The following is a 13,341-nucleotide window of genomic DNA, read 5'->3' as shown; positions in this document are numbered from 1 at the left end:
TCAGTGTGTCGCAGGGCCAAAGCAAGGTGGCGCTCCGGGAGTCCGCGCGGAAGAGCATCTTTCGATGCATCGCCGACTTCGATCATAGCCCGGCCAAAGTCTGCGAATAAAGAGGGAACTTTTCGTTGACTCGGAACTTCGGCGTGGATAGATTCTCCGCGTTGATCGTCGAGGAGCGGCACCAGGCGGCGGGACCTGTGGCAACGCCGCCAGCGCCCGGAGACGCGGGGCACGTGCACATCAATCGAGGAGACTCATGAGGAGCAGATTTCCCGGGCGCGCCCTCCGTGGCGCGGTGGCGCTAGCGGGCGCGCTCGCCCTCGGGGCGAGCCTGGTCGCCTGCGGCGGCGGTTCGTCGAAGGACGGCGGCAGCCAGGGCAAGGACACCGTGACCGTCGCCCTGCGCACGCCCAACTGGATCCTGCCGATCTCGGCCCCCGGCTTCACGCAGGGCGAGAACGCCATCTTCGGCCAGGCGCTGTACCGGTCGCTGTACCAGTACAAGCTGGACGGCACGGCGCACTACAACATCGACCCGAAGCGCTCGATGGCCGAGCCGCCCGCGGTCAGCGACGGCGGCAAGACGCTGACCATCACGCTCAAGGACAACACCTGGTCCGACGGCAAGCCCGTCACCACCAAGGACATCCAGTTCTGGTACGACCTGGTCAGCGCGAACAAGGACAAGTGGGCGTCCTACCGGGCCGGCGGCTTCCCCGACAACATCGCGCAGTGGTCGATCAAGGACGACAAGACCTTCTCGATCACCACGAAGCAGGCCTACAACACGGCGTGGTTCGTCGACAACCAGCTCAACCGCATCACGCCCCTGCCGCAGCACGCCTGGGACAAGGACTCCGCCACCGGCACGGTGAGCAACCTGGCCAGCACCCCGCAGGGCGCCAAGAAGGTCTTCGACTTCCTCACCGCGGCCTCCAAGGACCTCAAGACGTACGACTCCAACGAGCTGTGGAAGGTCAACAGCGGCCCGTGGCAGCTGGCGAAGTACGTGCCGAACGGTGAGGTGACCCTCGCCGCCCAGCCGAAGTACTCGGGCGAGGACAAGCCGAAGCTGGCCAAGGTCGTGCTCCGGCCGTTCACCAGCGATGACGCCCAGTTCAACGTGCTGCGCGCCGGTGACGTCGACTACGGGTACGTGCCCGCGGCCAACGTCTCCCAGGAGGGCTACCTCAAGTCCAAGGGCTACACGATCTCGCCCTGGTACGGCTGGTCCATCACCTACCTGCAGCTGAACTTCAACAACCCGAAGACCGGGCCGCTCTTCAAGCAGCCGTACCTGCGGCAGGCGATGCAGATGCTCATCGACCAGCCGACCATCAGCAAGGTCGTCTGGTCCGGCACGGCGGCCCCGACCTGTGGCCCGGTGCCGGCGAAGCCGGGCACCAACGGCACCGACGGCGCGGGTTGCGTCTACTCGTTCGACCCGGCCAAGGCCAAGCAGCTGCTGGAGAGCCACGGCTGGAAGGTGACCCCGGACGGGCAGACCACCTGCCAGACGCCGGGCACCGGGGCCGACCAGTGCGGCGAGGGCATCGCCGCCGGCACCCCGCTGAACCTCACCGTCACCAGCCAGACCGGCTTCGCCGCCACCACCAAGATGTTCGCCGAGATCAAGTCGCAGATGTCCAAGCTCGGCATCCAGCTGACCATCAAGGAGGTACCCGACTCGGTCGCCGTCACCCCGGCCTGCAAGCCGACCGAGGCGACCTGCTCGTGGGACATGTCCTTCTTCGGCTCGCAGGGCAGCTGGTACTACCCGGCCTTCGCCAGCGGTGAGCGGCTCTTCGCCACCGACGCCCCGGTGAACCTGGGCAGCTACAGCAACGCCGAGGCCGACCGGCTCATCGAGGCCACCCAGTTCTCCGGCGACGAGAGCACGCTCAAGGCGTACAACGACTTCCTCGCCAAGGACCTGCCGGTGCTCTGGATGCCGAACCCGGTCTACCAGAACTCGGCGTACCGCTCCGGCCTGCAGGGCGTCGAGCCGCAGGACCCGATGAACCTCATGTACTTCCAGGACTGGTCCTGGAAGTGACCGATCACTGATCGTCCCGGTCCCGGCGGCGCGCACCGCGCCGCCGGGACCCCGACCGGGGAGGAGGAACCGACCACGTGGTCCGGTACCTCATCACGCGCCTGGGCCAGGCCCTCGTCGTCGTCGTGCTCGTCACGGTGATCGCGTTCCTCATCCTGCACCTGCTGCCCGGCGGCGCGGCGCGCGCCACGCTGGGCAAGGAGGCGACGCTGGAGCAGCTGGCGGCGTTCAACCACGAGATGGGCTACGACCGGCCCTGGTTCCAGCAGTACCTCATGTACGTGCAGCGCCTGCTGCACGGCGACCTCGGCTACTCGTACCAGCTCAACCAGTCGGTCGTCGAGGCGATCACCCAGCGGCTGCCGAAGACCATGGTGCTGTCGCTGCTGTCGACCCTGCTCGCCATCGTGCTGGCGATCCCGCTCGGGGTGATCCAGGCCGTCCGCCGCAACCGCTGGCCCGACTACGCCATCACCTCGCTGTCGCTGCTGGCGTACGCCACGCCCATCTTCTTCATGGGCCTCATGATGATCATCCTCTTCTCGCAGGTGTGGCCGCTCCTGCCGCCCGAGGCCCCGCAGGGCTTCACGGTGGGGGAGGTGCTCGCCGACCCGGCCGGGCTGGTGCTGCCCACGGTCACGCTCGCCATCGTCACCATCGCGGTCTACTCGCGCTACGTCCGCTCCACGATGGTCGACAACCTCAACGAGAACTACGTCCGCACCGCCCGCAGCAAGGGCCTCTCCGAGCGGCGGGTCGTGCTGCGGCACACCCTGCGCAACGGGCTCTTCCCGGTCATCACGCTGCTCGGCATGTACCTGCCCGCGCTCTTCAGCGGGGCGCTGGTCGTCGAGTCGCTGTTCAACTTCCCCGGCATGGGGCAGCTGTTCTGGCAGGCGGCGCTGAAGCGTGACTTCCCGATCCTGCTCGGGGTCACCGTCATCATCTCGATCGCGACGGTCGTCGGCGCCCTCGTGGCCGACCTGCTCTACGCCGCCGTCGATCCCCGGGTCCGACTCCGCGGGAGCGCGTCATGACCACACTCTCCGAGGCGGCCCGCCCCGGCGCCGCCCCCGAACCGGCCGACGCCACCGAGGCGCCGGTACGCGGCCTCTGGCGGCAGGGGCTGGTCGTCTTCTGCGAGAACCGGCTCGCCCTGGTGGGCCTGGGCCTGTTCATCCTGCTGGCCGGGCTCTGTTTCCTCGGCCCGGTCTTCTACCACACCGACCAGGTGCACACGGACCTCACCGCCGTGCACCTGGCCCCCGGCGAGCAGGGGCACCCGCTCGGCACCGACGGGGTCGGCTACGACCAGCTGGGCCGGCTCATGCTCGGCGGTCAGACCTCGATCATCGTCGGGCTCGCGGCGGGGATCCTCGCCACCGCGGTCGGCACGATCTGGGGCGCCGTCGCCGGGTTCGTCGGCGGCTGGGCCGACGCGGCCATGATGCGGGTGGTCGACGCGATGATGTCCATCCCGTCGCTGTTCCTGTTCATGCTGCTCGCCGCCATCGTCACCCCCAGCGTGCCGATGCTCATCGTCATCATCGGCGCCTTCGCCTGGCTGGGGCCGGCCCGGCTGGTCCGCGGTGAGGCGCTGACCCTGCGCTCGCGCGAGTACGTCCAGGCGATGCGGGGGATGGGCGGCACGGGCGGCCGGGCGGTGCGCCGGCACATCGTGCCGAACGCCATCGGAACGGTGATCGTGAACGCGACCTTCCAGGTCGCCGACGCGATCCTCTACGTCGCGTACCTGTCCTTCCTCGGCCTCGGCGTCCCCCCGCCCGCGGCGAACTGGGGCGGGATGCTCTCCGACGGGCTCGCGGACACCTACAGCGGCCACTGGTGGCTGCTGTACCCGCCCGGCATCGCCATCATCCTCATCGTCCTCGCCTTCAACTTCATCGGCGACGGGCTGAGGGACGCCTTCGAGGTCCGCCTCCGTCGCCGCTAGCAGGAGCACGAAATGAGCGAATCGACCGAACCGAGGGTCCGACAGCACCCGACGGGCGGGGAGCGGGCCGCGGTCCAGCCCCTGCTGGAACTGCGTGATCTCGACACGGACATCGCGCTGCGCCGCGGCACGGTGCACGCCCTCGACGGAGTGAGCCTCCAGGTCATGCCGGGGGAGACCCTCGGCGTCGTGGGCGAGTCGGGCAGCGGCAAGACGATGACCGCCCTGTCGATCATGGGTCTGCTGCCACAGGGCGGCCGGGTGACCGGGGGACAGATCCTCTTCGAGGGTCGGGACCTGCGGTCGCTGGCGCCCGACGAGGTACGCCGGATCCGTGGGGTCCGGATGGGCATGGTCTTCCAGGACCCGCTCACCTCGCTCAACCCGACCATGCGGATCGGGTACCAGGTCGCCGAACCGCTCCGGGTGCACGAGGGAGCAGGCAAGGCGGAGGCGCGGGAGCGGGCCATCGAGATCCTGCGCCGGGTGGGGATGCCCCGCCCCGACCGGATCGTGGACAACTACCCGCACGAGCTCTCCGGCGGGATGCGGCAGCGGGTGGCCATCGCGATGGCCCTGGTCTGCTCCCCGCGACTGCTCATCGCCGACGAGCCGACCACCGCGCTCGACGTCACCACCCAGCGGCAGATCCTCGAACTCATCGACGACCTGCGCGAGGAGTTCGGGATGGCGGTCATCCTGGTCACCCACGACCTGGGCGTGATCGCGGGCCGCGCCGACCGGGTCGCCGTCATGTACGCCGGGCGGGTGGTCGAGACCGCCGCGACCGGGGAGCTGTTCCGTTCGCCCCGGCACCGCTACACCGAGGCGCTGATGGAGGCGCTGCCCGAGTCGGCGGTCCGGGAGGCCGGGGAACACGCTCGGCTCTACAGCATCCCCGGGCTGCCGCCGGACCTGTCCCGACCGCTGACCGGCTGCCGGTTCGCGCCGCGCTGCCGGCACGTCACCGACGAGTGCCGGAGCACGGACGTCGGCCTCTCGGGTGGTGAACACCAGTTCGCCTGCCTGCACCCGGTCTCCGGGACGCCCGCCGGGCCGGTCACGGTGCCCACCCCGGTGCTGGTCGAGCCGGTGCCCGCGGAGCCGGCTCCGGTTCGCGTCGATCCGGCGGCGGCGCCCGTCCTGTCGGTGCGCAACCTGGTCAAGAACTACGCCGCCCACGGCCGCGGGCTGCTACGCCGGACCGCGGGGCAGGTCAGCGCCGTGGCGGACGTCTCCTTCGAGGTCGCCCCGGGGGAGACCTTCGGGCTGGTCGGCGAGTCCGGCTGCGGGAAGTCCACAGTGGGCCGGCTGGCCGTGGGGCTGGAGCGGCCGAGCGCCGGCCAGATCCTGCTGGACGGCACCGACCTCGCCGGCCTGGCCGGGCGGGAGCGCCGCCGGATGCACCGCCAGGTCCAGCTGATGTTCCAGGACAGCTACGCCGCGATGAACCCGCGGATGCGCGTCGACGCCATCCTCGCCGAGCCGCTCGAGATCCAGAAGGTGGGCGACGGGGCGGCGCGGCGGGCACGGATCGCCGACCTGCTCGACCAGGTCGGGCTCTCCCGGCGCGTCCTGGAGCGCTACCCGCACGAGTTCTCCGGCGGTCAGCTGCAGCGCATCGGGCTCGCCCGGTCGCTGGCCCTGCAACCCCGGCTGATCGTCGGCGACGAGCCGGTGAGCGCGCTCGACGTGTCGATCCAGGCGCAGGTGCTCAACCTCATGCGGGACCTGCAGCGCGAGCTGGGCCTGGCGTACGTCTTCATCAGCCACGACCTGTCGGTCGTCGACTACATGGCGGACCGCATCGGCGTGATGTACCTCGGCAAACTCGTCGAGGTCGGACCCGCCCGGGAGGTGGTCCGGGCGGCCCGGCACCCGTACACGCAGGCGCTCATCGACGCCGTCCCGTCCGTCACCCCGAACGCCACGGCGGCCCGCGACGGCGTCACCATCCGGGGCGAGCTGCCCAGCGCCCTGAACCCGCCCACCGGGTGCCGGTTCCGGACCCGCTGCCCGCTGGCCCAGGAGATCTGCGAGACGGAGCCGCCGCTGGCCGGCGACCGGCACCAGGTGGCCTGCCACTTCCCGCTGCGCCCCGAGTCGGTTCCGGCGCCCGCAGGGACCGGGGCGGCCGCATGACCACTGTGGAGATCTGCGTCAGCGACGTACCGACCGCCCTGGTGGCCGAGGCGGCCGGCGCCGACCGGTTGGAGCTCTGCGCCGACCTCGGCCAGGGTGGCACCACGCCCAGCCTCGGGACTGTCGAGGTCGCCCTGCGGACGTTGCGCCGGGCGGGGCTGCGGGTCATGGTCCGTCCCCGTGGTGGCGACTTCCGGGTGACCGAGGTCGAGGAGGAGGTCATGCTCGCCGACATCGAGGCGATCCGGCGGCTGCCCAATCCGTACGGCCTCGCGGTCGGGGTGGTGGTCGGCGCCATCACCGCCGACGGCGGCCTCGACCTGCCCGTGCTGGGTCGGCTGATCGCGGCCGCCGGGCCGCTCCCGGTGACCGTGCACAAGGCCTTCGACGAGGTCGACGACCAGTTGCGGGCGATCGAGGAGATCATCGACCTCGGGGCGGACGCCGTGCTCACCTCGGGCGCGGCGACCACCGCCCTGGCCGGCGCCGCACGGATCGCCGAGCTGCGGCAGCGCGCGGGCGACCGGCTGCGGGTGATCGCCGGGGGCGGGATCCGGTCGCACAACGTCCGGCAGGTGCTCGCGGAGACCGGGGCGCGCGAGGTGCACCTGCGGGCGCCGGTGTCCCGCGACGGGCGCGAGGCCACCGACGGCGACGAGGTCCGCCGGGTCGTCGCCGCCGTGCGTACGGGCTGACCGGCGGCGCTCAGCGTACGTCGATCGTGTACTCCGCCGTGTGCACCGCACCGCCGCTGCGGAAGTCGAAGAACGCCCGGTAGCGGCCCGGGCTCGGCGGGGTCAGCCAGAACTTGACAGCCCCGTCGACCAGCTCCGGCTCGGGGTGGACGTGCACGTAGCCGAGGTCGCCCTCGCGGACGACGACCAGGTGCCCGTACGCCCCCAGGTAGCGCTCTACCGGGGCGGGGGTGCCGGCGCGGCTGATCCGGAAGGACGTCGGGGACATCATCCCCACCGTGGGCGTTCCCTCCATCGACACCGTGAACGGCCCGGCGCTCGCCCCCGGTTGCGCCGCGGGCAGCGCGGTCGGGGTGTGCGCGCCCGGCACCTCGTGGTCGACGCCGAGCACGAGGGGCAGCGGGGTGCCGGCGGCGGTGGTGACCGAGAAGTCGGCGTAGACGCGGTAGCCGCCGGCCTTGGACAAGCGCAGCGGGACGCTCCAGGTGCCGTCGGCCGCCATCGTGGGGTGGAGGTGCTGGTACCCGGTCAGGTCCCGACCAACCACGATCAGGTGCAGCGTCTTCTCGTGCACGACCGCGAAGCGGGTGGCCGCCCGCCGGTCGGTGCCGGTGATCCGGAAGCGGTACTCCGCGGTGACGCCGGCCGGCTGGGACCGCTGCTCCGGCTGAAGGGTGTACCCACCGGCGCTGACCGTCGTACCGGCCGCCTGCGTCTGTCCGGTGCCGCCGTCACCGGGGTGCGTGTGCGGCCCCGCGCCCGGGGCGTGTTGGTGCCCGTCCGTCGCCGACTCCGCCTGCCCCGCGGCGACGGGATCGGCGCCCGGTGCGGCGATCCCCTGCGCGCCGGCGCCGGTCCGTGCGTCGCCCGCGCCGACGCGCCCCAGCGCGAACCCGGCCACGAGGGCCACCAGCAGGCCACCGACGAGCAGCGCGAGGCGTGGGTTGCTCAGCCGGGGCCGGAGGGTCGCGGCGCCCTCCGCACCGCCGCGCAGGTCGGCGTGGCCGGCGCCGGTCCGCGGATCACCGCCGGTCGCGGCGCGCGCGTGCGGACGCTGTTTCGGCGGCGGTGACCCGGTGGCGGCGGTGACGGCCGTGCCGACCTTCGGTGCCGCCGGGACGGCGCCGGGCCGCCCACGGCTGCCGGCGGCCGAGCCGGCCCGGTTGCCGGCGCCCGTGCGACGTCCCGCGCCGCTGCCCGCTCGGGCCCGCGCGCCGCTGCCCCGGCGGCCGGCGGTCGCGGCCGGGGCGCGGGCCCGGCCGGAGGCGCTGCCCGGGGTGCGGCGGCTCCGGACGGCCAGGCCGATCAGCGCCACCGCCACCGCCGCCACCGCCCCGCCGGTCCACGCCGCCCACCCGAGGCCGCCCTCGTCGGCGGCGCCGGTCGCCGGTGCCGCCGCCGCGGGCGGGGACGACGCGACGGCCGGCGCGGGCGCCGGGCTCGTCGACGTCGCCGCGCCGGCTCCCGGGTTGCCGTGCTGTTCGGTGGCCGCGATCAGCGCCGGGTCGGGTTGGTCGGTGGGCGGCTGCCAGCCCTGCGGGGCGGCCGTCGCCGCTCCGGTGTAGCGGAAGGTGGTCGCGCCCCGGACCGTGTCGCCGTCCGAGGCCACCGTCAGGTAGCTGACCGAGTACTGCCCGGGCCGTGGCAGGTGGGCGATCCGGATCACCGCCGGGAACCCCGTCGAGTACTCGCGCGGTTCGAACTTCCCGTCGACGAGGAAGTACTCCCGTACCGGCTTCTCCAGTGGCTTGGGTTCGCCCTGCGTCCAGCCGCTGTCGACCCGACCACCGCCCGGCGCGGTGATGGTGAAGTAGGCGTTGGCGGCGGCCCTCTCGGTGAAGTAGAGCCACACCTCCGTCACCGGCCGGCCGACCGCCGAGCCGTCCGCCGGGGTGGCGGCCGCCAGGGTGCCGTGAGCGGCGGCGGGCGGGGCGGACGCGACGACCGCGACCGCGGAGCTGAGCAGGAGCGCGAGCAGGCCCGAGGCGATGCGCCGGAGAGCCGGGGGGAGAGGCATCATCGCATTCTCACGACAGCCGAGCTTCAATCAAGACTTCGATAACCTTTTATACGGATGGCCAAAAGTTCCCCCTCGATCAACTCATCATGTCGGTGCGCGGTACGAAACTTTCTCCTTCGCCGTTCAGGCGGATGGGGTACGCTGCCGCCGTGTTACTACAGGTCGTCGTAACCGCTTCCGCGGACCCGGCGGCGTGACCGGAGGTGGAGATGGCGGACGACGAGGCGGAGATCACGGCGTGGGCGCTCGCCGCCGCCAAGGGTGACCAGGCCGCCGCCGCGCGGTTCGTCCAGGCGACCCAGCCGCAGGTCCGGCGCTTCCTCGCCGCCCTGACCGCCCCCGCCGAGGCGGACGACCTGGCGCAGGAGACGTTCCTGCGGGCGGTGCGCTCCCTCCCGTCGTTCGCCGGGCGCTCCTCCGCGCGGACCTGGCTCTTCACGATCGCCCGCCGGGTGGCCGTCGACCACGTCCGCGCGGCCGTCGCCCGTCCCCGGACCGTGCCGGTGCCGGACGGGTACGACACCGCGGACACCCTCCGCAGCGGGTTCGAGCGGCAGGTGGTCCTGGAGCGGCTGATCGCGGAGTTGCCCGCCGACCGGCGCGAGGCGTTCGTCGCCACCCAGGTGCTGGGCCTCTCCTACGCCGAGGCCGCCGAGGTGTGCGACTGCCCGGTCGGCACCATCCGCTCCCGGGTGGCCCGCGCTCGGGAAGATCTTCTCGTCGCCATGGACGTCCGGCCGGGATCGGGGGCGCGTCGTGGCGACCACGAGGCCGGCTGACTCGCCGGTCCCCGCTGTGACCTGCGTCGGAGCGAAACTCCCGGGAACCAACGTCGCCGCTGCCACGACTACCGGTACATGAGGTGTCAGCAGTGGCGTGAGGTCCTGTCGGCGCAGCTCGACGGCGAGGAGACCCCCGCCGAACGGACGGCCGCCGACGCTCACCTGGCCGGGTGCGACGACTGCCGGGCGTGGTTCGACCGGGCCGCCGCCGTGACCCGCCGGGCACGCCTCTCCGTCCCGACGCCCGGACGCGATCTCACCGACGTGGTCCTGGCGGCGCTGCCCGCGCCCGAGAAGCGCCGCCGGCCGAACCGGTTGCTGCTCACGCTCCGCAGCGCGTTGGGCCTGGTCGGCGCCATGCAACTCGTCCTGGGGCTGGTGCAGATCGGTCGCGGAGCCGCCGGCGAGCACATCCATCCCGCCGGCGCGCTGGCGTCGGGCCACCTCTGGCACGAGTCGGCCGCGTGGAATGTCGCCGTGGGCGCCGGCTTCCTCTTCGTGGCGGCCCGGCGTACCCCGCCGACCGGTCTGGTGCCGATGCTGAGCGCGTTCGTCGGCACCCTGGTGCTGCTCTCGGCGAACGACATGGTGACCGGTCGGGTGGAGGTCGCCCGGTTGGTCAGCCACGGATTCCTGCTCGCCGGGTACGCGATAGTCATCGCGCTGTCCCGGCCCCGACTGCGCCCGGACGGCCCGGCCACCCGAGGTCGCGGCGACGAGACCCAGTGGCGACTCCCGGCGGAGGACGAGGCGCCCCCGCCGACCCTGCGGCTCCTGCCGCCCCACCCCGGCTCGGCGCACCATCGGGATCGCACCGCGGCCTGATCGACGTGGCCGCGGGGGATCGCCGTCCGGGCCGCGGGTCGCGCCACTGTCCGGCGGCCGAGCGGCCGGGACTCTCGGGCGGGCCGGCGGGGACCGGTCACCGCCGGTCGAGCTCCGACTCCAGCCGCCGGACGAGCGTCTTGCGGCCCTTGCCGTCGCGCTCACGCCGCAGCGCCGTCCTGAGCTGGCCCGTGTCGAGGTGGGGGACACGCTTGACCGCCTCGGCCACGCGCAGGTCCAGGAGCCGGTCGATGGAGGTGGCGGCGCTGCGCGCCCGTTTCGCCGGTCCGGTGTTCGACACGAACTGCCTGCCGGACCGCGACGCCCTCCTCTTCTTGGCGTCGGTCGCGCGGCGTTCCTCGTCAGAGAGCTTCTCCCAGGCCCGTTTGGGCAGGTAACGGCTCGTCTCGCCGTCCTTGCGCGCCCGCGTCCCGCCCTCCCGGGTCTGCCACTGCTCGTTGCCCCAGCGCCGCAGGTTCTGTTGCCGCTCGTCCCGCGGACCCTGGTAGCCCCCGCCGCGCTTCTGGTACTCCTTCGTGAGCAGCTGCGACTTACGCGCCGACCACTGTCCCGGGCGCCCGCCCTTGTCGGAGGCCTGGATCTCGTCCTTGAGCCGCTGTCGAAGCTCCGGATCCGTGTACCGCATGGCGGGGCCTACCCGGGGCCGGGCGGCCTATGCCTGGGCCGGAACCGTCGGTGGCCGGCTCCGCGGCCCCGGCGCGGGGAGTCCGGTGCGCGGCGCGCTGTCGACCTTCCCGGCCGGCCGGGTGGCGTCCTGCGGGTCGCGGTGCCGGGCGTGCGGGTTCGTGGACCGTCGGGGACAGGTGCGGTGGAGCCCCGCGGCCGGCGCCGGCCGCGGGGCTCCACAATGCGGGGACCTAGCGCAGGGCGAGGGTCCGGGCGTCGGCGGCGATGACGCCGGCGACCTCGGCCGGCACGGTCTTGCCGGCCTGCCGGTCGACCCAGGCGGCCAGCTGGGCGTACTGGCGGTGGGCCAGCTTGACGGTCATCGTGTCGACGGCGGACTCGTCTGCCCCCGAGGTGAGGATCAGGTAGCCGAGCCCGGCCTGGCTGACCGCGACGGTGAAGGTGCTGGTCGCGGTCGCGGTGCCCTCGGGGCCGGTCACCTCGGCGGTGACGGTGTGCCGGCCCGCGGTCAGCTTGGCCAGGTCGAGCTTGCGCCCGGCGGCCGACTTCCTGCCGTCGAGGGTGACCGTGACGGTCTCCGCGTTGGTCGCGGCGACCGCGATCACCGGGGACTGGGCACGGTCGAGCCGTGCCCCGTCGACCGGCGAGGCGATCTCCACGGTCGGCTCGGCCGAGCCCCGCTGCGTGAAGGCCGAGTTCCATCCGACCAGCTCGGCCGCGCGGTTGGTGATGATCGCGTCGGTGCCGATCCGCTCCAGCCGCTGCCACAGGCTGGCGGAGTCCATCGTCCAGGCCATCACCGCGACCCCGGCGTCGTGCAGCGGGGCCACCACCTCCGGCTTTGCCAGCAGCGCGTTGCCGTCCGGGTTGTACGCGGTCAGGTGCAGCTCCTCGGAGATCGCCAACGGGTCGGCGTCGAGGCTGCTGCGGAGCAGGCCGAGCGGCAGCTCGGGGGCGAGTTCGTAGGTGTACCGGAGCGCGTCGACCTCGAAGCTCTGAACGAAGACCCGGCCCATCATCTGCTCGTCGCGGATCACCTGGATGATCGTGGCGACCTCGTCCTTCGTGTGCTTGCCCTTGATCTCCAGCAGCAGGTTGCCGCCGCGGGTACGCAGGTCGGCGAGCTGCTCGGCGAGGGTCGGTACCCGCTCGCCGACGTACTGCGGGCCGAACCAGGAGCCGGCGTCCAGCGCCTTGATCTGCTCGGCGGTGAGGCTGCGGATGTTCCCGGTTCCGTCGGTGGTCCGGTCGACGGTGGCGTCGTGCAGGACGAACGGGATCCCGTCCTTGCTCGGCTGGACGTCGTTCTCGATCCAGTCGGCGCCGCCCTTGCGGGCGATCTCCTGCGCGACCAGGGTGTTCTCCGGCGCGGCGGCGGAGGCGCCGCGGTGCGCGATCACCGTGAACGGGCTGCCCTCCGGGCGGATGTAGCCGTTCGGCGGCAGCTCGGTGACGACCACGTCGTCGTAGGAGACGGTGCCGCCGTTGACGAAGAGCGCCTGGACGCCGCCGCTGGAGCGCTGAAGGCTGCTGGTGCGCATCATTTCCCGCCCGTCGAAGATCCAGCGGGCCTGGTTGCCGTGCACCTCGACCGCGACCCGCACGTCCCGGCCGATGCCGGCGGCGTACGGGGCGGAGGCGGTGTTCGTCACGACCCAGGCGTTGGCCGTGGTCCGCTGGGCGAACTCGAGGCCGTTGGAGGCCGTGGTGCCGCTGCGCATGGTGGCGATCCACCATGGGGTGGCGCCGTCGGCGGGGACGTCGAGGCCGAGCGAGGCCCAGCGGGTGGCGGCGGAGACCGACTCGAACCGCATGGTCGCCTCGAACCGGAAGTCGTTCAGGTGCCGGCCGAAGGTGATCTTGTTGTTCGCGCTGGCGCTGGCGGAGGTCCCGTAGAGCCGGCCGTTCTCGACCTTCCAGGCTCCGTCGACCGCGTTCCATCCGGCGGGCAGCGACCCGGAGGAGAAGTTCTCCGACACGACGACGTCGCCCGGCTCGGCGGCGGCGGGGCTCGAGGTCGTGACGGCCAGCGCGGCGGCGCCGCCGGCGACGGCGAGCGTCGCGGCGGCGGCGACGGCGCGGGTGCGCGTCGACCAGGGTCCCGGGGCGGCGCGGCCGGACGGCGGTGATGCGGAAGGGACAGTCATGGCCGGGACGCTACGAAGCGCTCTCGAATGGGCTCTCAATCGGGCGTGGCCGTCGCCGGAACGCCAGATGTA

10 protein-coding genes are annotated in these 13,341 nt (G+C 72.7%); 7 read left to right on the top strand and 3 right to left on the bottom strand.

The window, feature by feature from the left end; genetic code table 11:
- The first annotated feature begins 256 nt into the window (after positions 1-256).
- The 5 genes from E1211_RS09130 to E1211_RS09110 all read left to right on the top strand — a co-directional run bounded on the left by E1211_RS09130 (position 257) and on the right by E1211_RS09110 (position 6,847).
- Positions 257-2,056, top strand: a complete 1,800-nt coding sequence (locus tag E1211_RS09130) for a peptide ABC transporter substrate-binding protein (RefSeq protein ID WP_132347398.1) — start codon at positions 257-259, stop codon at positions 2,054-2,056.
- A gap of 77 nt (positions 2,057-2,133) precedes the next feature.
- Entirely contained in the window at positions 2,134-3,093 is a 960-nt protein-coding gene (locus E1211_RS09125) for an ABC transporter permease (protein WP_132347396.1), read from the top strand.
- Positions 3,090-4,010 carry an ABC transporter permease gene (locus E1211_RS09120; RefSeq protein ID WP_132347394.1) on the top strand — a complete coding sequence of 307 codons (921 nt, stop codon included), beginning with the start codon at positions 3,090-3,092 and terminating at the stop codon, positions 4,008-4,010. The genes E1211_RS09125 and E1211_RS09120 overlap by 4 nt, the downstream gene beginning before the upstream one ends.
- 12 nt (positions 4,011-4,022) lie before the next feature.
- The gene (locus tag E1211_RS09115) at positions 4,023-6,152 is read left to right on the top strand and encodes an ABC transporter ATP-binding protein (protein ID WP_132347392.1); all 2,130 of its coding nucleotides are present in this window, start codon (positions 4,023-4,025) and stop codon (positions 6,150-6,152) included.
- Positions 6,149-6,847, top strand: a complete 699-nt coding sequence (locus E1211_RS09110) for a copper homeostasis protein CutC (protein WP_132347390.1) — start codon at positions 6,149-6,151, stop codon at positions 6,845-6,847. The genes E1211_RS09115 and E1211_RS09110 overlap by 4 nt, the downstream gene beginning before the upstream one ends.
- Before the next feature lie 10 nt (positions 6,848-6,857).
- Here the strand turns inward: E1211_RS09110 and E1211_RS09105 are convergent, their stop codons facing one another.
- Positions 6,858-8,864 carry a copper resistance protein CopC gene (locus E1211_RS09105; protein ID WP_243709451.1) on the bottom strand — a complete coding sequence of 669 codons (2,007 nt, stop codon included), beginning with the start codon at positions 8,862-8,864 and terminating at the stop codon, positions 6,858-6,860.
- A gap of 212 nt (positions 8,865-9,076) precedes the next feature.
- On the opposite strand from E1211_RS09105, the gene E1211_RS09100 reads away from it, so the two are divergent.
- Both E1211_RS09100 and E1211_RS09095 read left to right on the top strand, forming a co-directional pair.
- Positions 9,077-9,646, top strand: a complete 570-nt coding sequence (locus E1211_RS09100) for a sigma-70 family RNA polymerase sigma factor (protein WP_132347386.1) — start codon at positions 9,077-9,079, stop codon at positions 9,644-9,646.
- Positions 9,647-9,724: 78 nt separating this feature from the next.
- A complete protein-coding gene (locus tag E1211_RS09095) occupies positions 9,725-10,474 on the top strand; it encodes a zf-HC2 domain-containing protein (RefSeq protein WP_132347384.1) in 750 nt (249 codons plus the stop codon).
- Between the two features lie 97 nt (positions 10,475-10,571).
- Here E1211_RS09095 and E1211_RS09090 read toward each other — a convergent pair whose 3' ends face one another.
- A complete protein-coding gene (locus tag E1211_RS09090; RefSeq protein ID WP_132347382.1) occupies positions 10,572-11,120 on the bottom strand; it encodes a DUF5872 domain-containing protein in 549 nt (182 codons plus the stop codon).
- 232 nt (positions 11,121-11,352) lie between these two features.
- The gene (locus E1211_RS09085; protein ID WP_132347380.1) at positions 11,353-13,269 is read right to left on the bottom strand and encodes a glycerophosphodiester phosphodiesterase family protein; all 1,917 of its coding nucleotides are present in this window, start codon (positions 13,267-13,269) and stop codon (positions 11,353-11,355) included.
- Between the last annotated feature and the right edge of the window lie 72 nt (positions 13,270-13,341).

The sequence above is a fragment of the Micromonospora sp. 15K316 genome, from assembly GCF_004348525.1.
GTDB lineage: Bacteria > Actinomycetota > Actinomycetes > Mycobacteriales > Micromonosporaceae > Micromonospora.
This window is presented reverse-complemented; position numbering and strand designations above follow the sequence as displayed.

Excerpts from the sequence above, each read along its gene's own strand:
- E1211_RS09130 (WP_132347398.1), top strand. The coding sequence starts at position 257 with ATGAGGAGCAGATTTCCCGGGCGCGCCCTCCGTGGCGCGGTGGCGCTA.
- E1211_RS09120 (WP_132347394.1), top strand. The coding sequence starts at position 3,090 with ATGACCACACTCTCCGAGGCGGCCCGCCCCGGCGCCGCCCCCGAACCG.
- E1211_RS09115 (WP_132347392.1), top strand. The coding sequence starts at position 4,023 with ATGAGCGAATCGACCGAACCGAGGGTCCGACAGCACCCGACGGGCGGG.
- E1211_RS09110 (WP_132347390.1), top strand. The coding sequence starts at position 6,149 with ATGACCACTGTGGAGATCTGCGTCAGCGACGTACCGACCGCCCTGGTG.
- E1211_RS09105 (WP_243709451.1), bottom strand. The coding sequence starts at position 8,864 with ATGCCTCTCCCCCCGGCTCTCCGGCGCATCGCCTCGGGCCTGCTCGCG.
- E1211_RS09100 (WP_132347386.1), top strand. The coding sequence starts at position 9,077 with ATGGCGGACGACGAGGCGGAGATCACGGCGTGGGCGCTCGCCGCCGCC.
- E1211_RS09095 (WP_132347384.1), top strand. The coding sequence starts at position 9,725 with ATGAGGTGTCAGCAGTGGCGTGAGGTCCTGTCGGCGCAGCTCGACGGC.
- E1211_RS09090 (WP_132347382.1), bottom strand. The coding sequence starts at position 11,120 with ATGCGGTACACGGATCCGGAGCTTCGACAGCGGCTCAAGGACGAGATC.
- E1211_RS09085 (WP_132347380.1), bottom strand. The coding sequence starts at position 13,269 with ATGACTGTCCCTTCCGCATCACCGCCGTCCGGCCGCGCCGCCCCGGGA.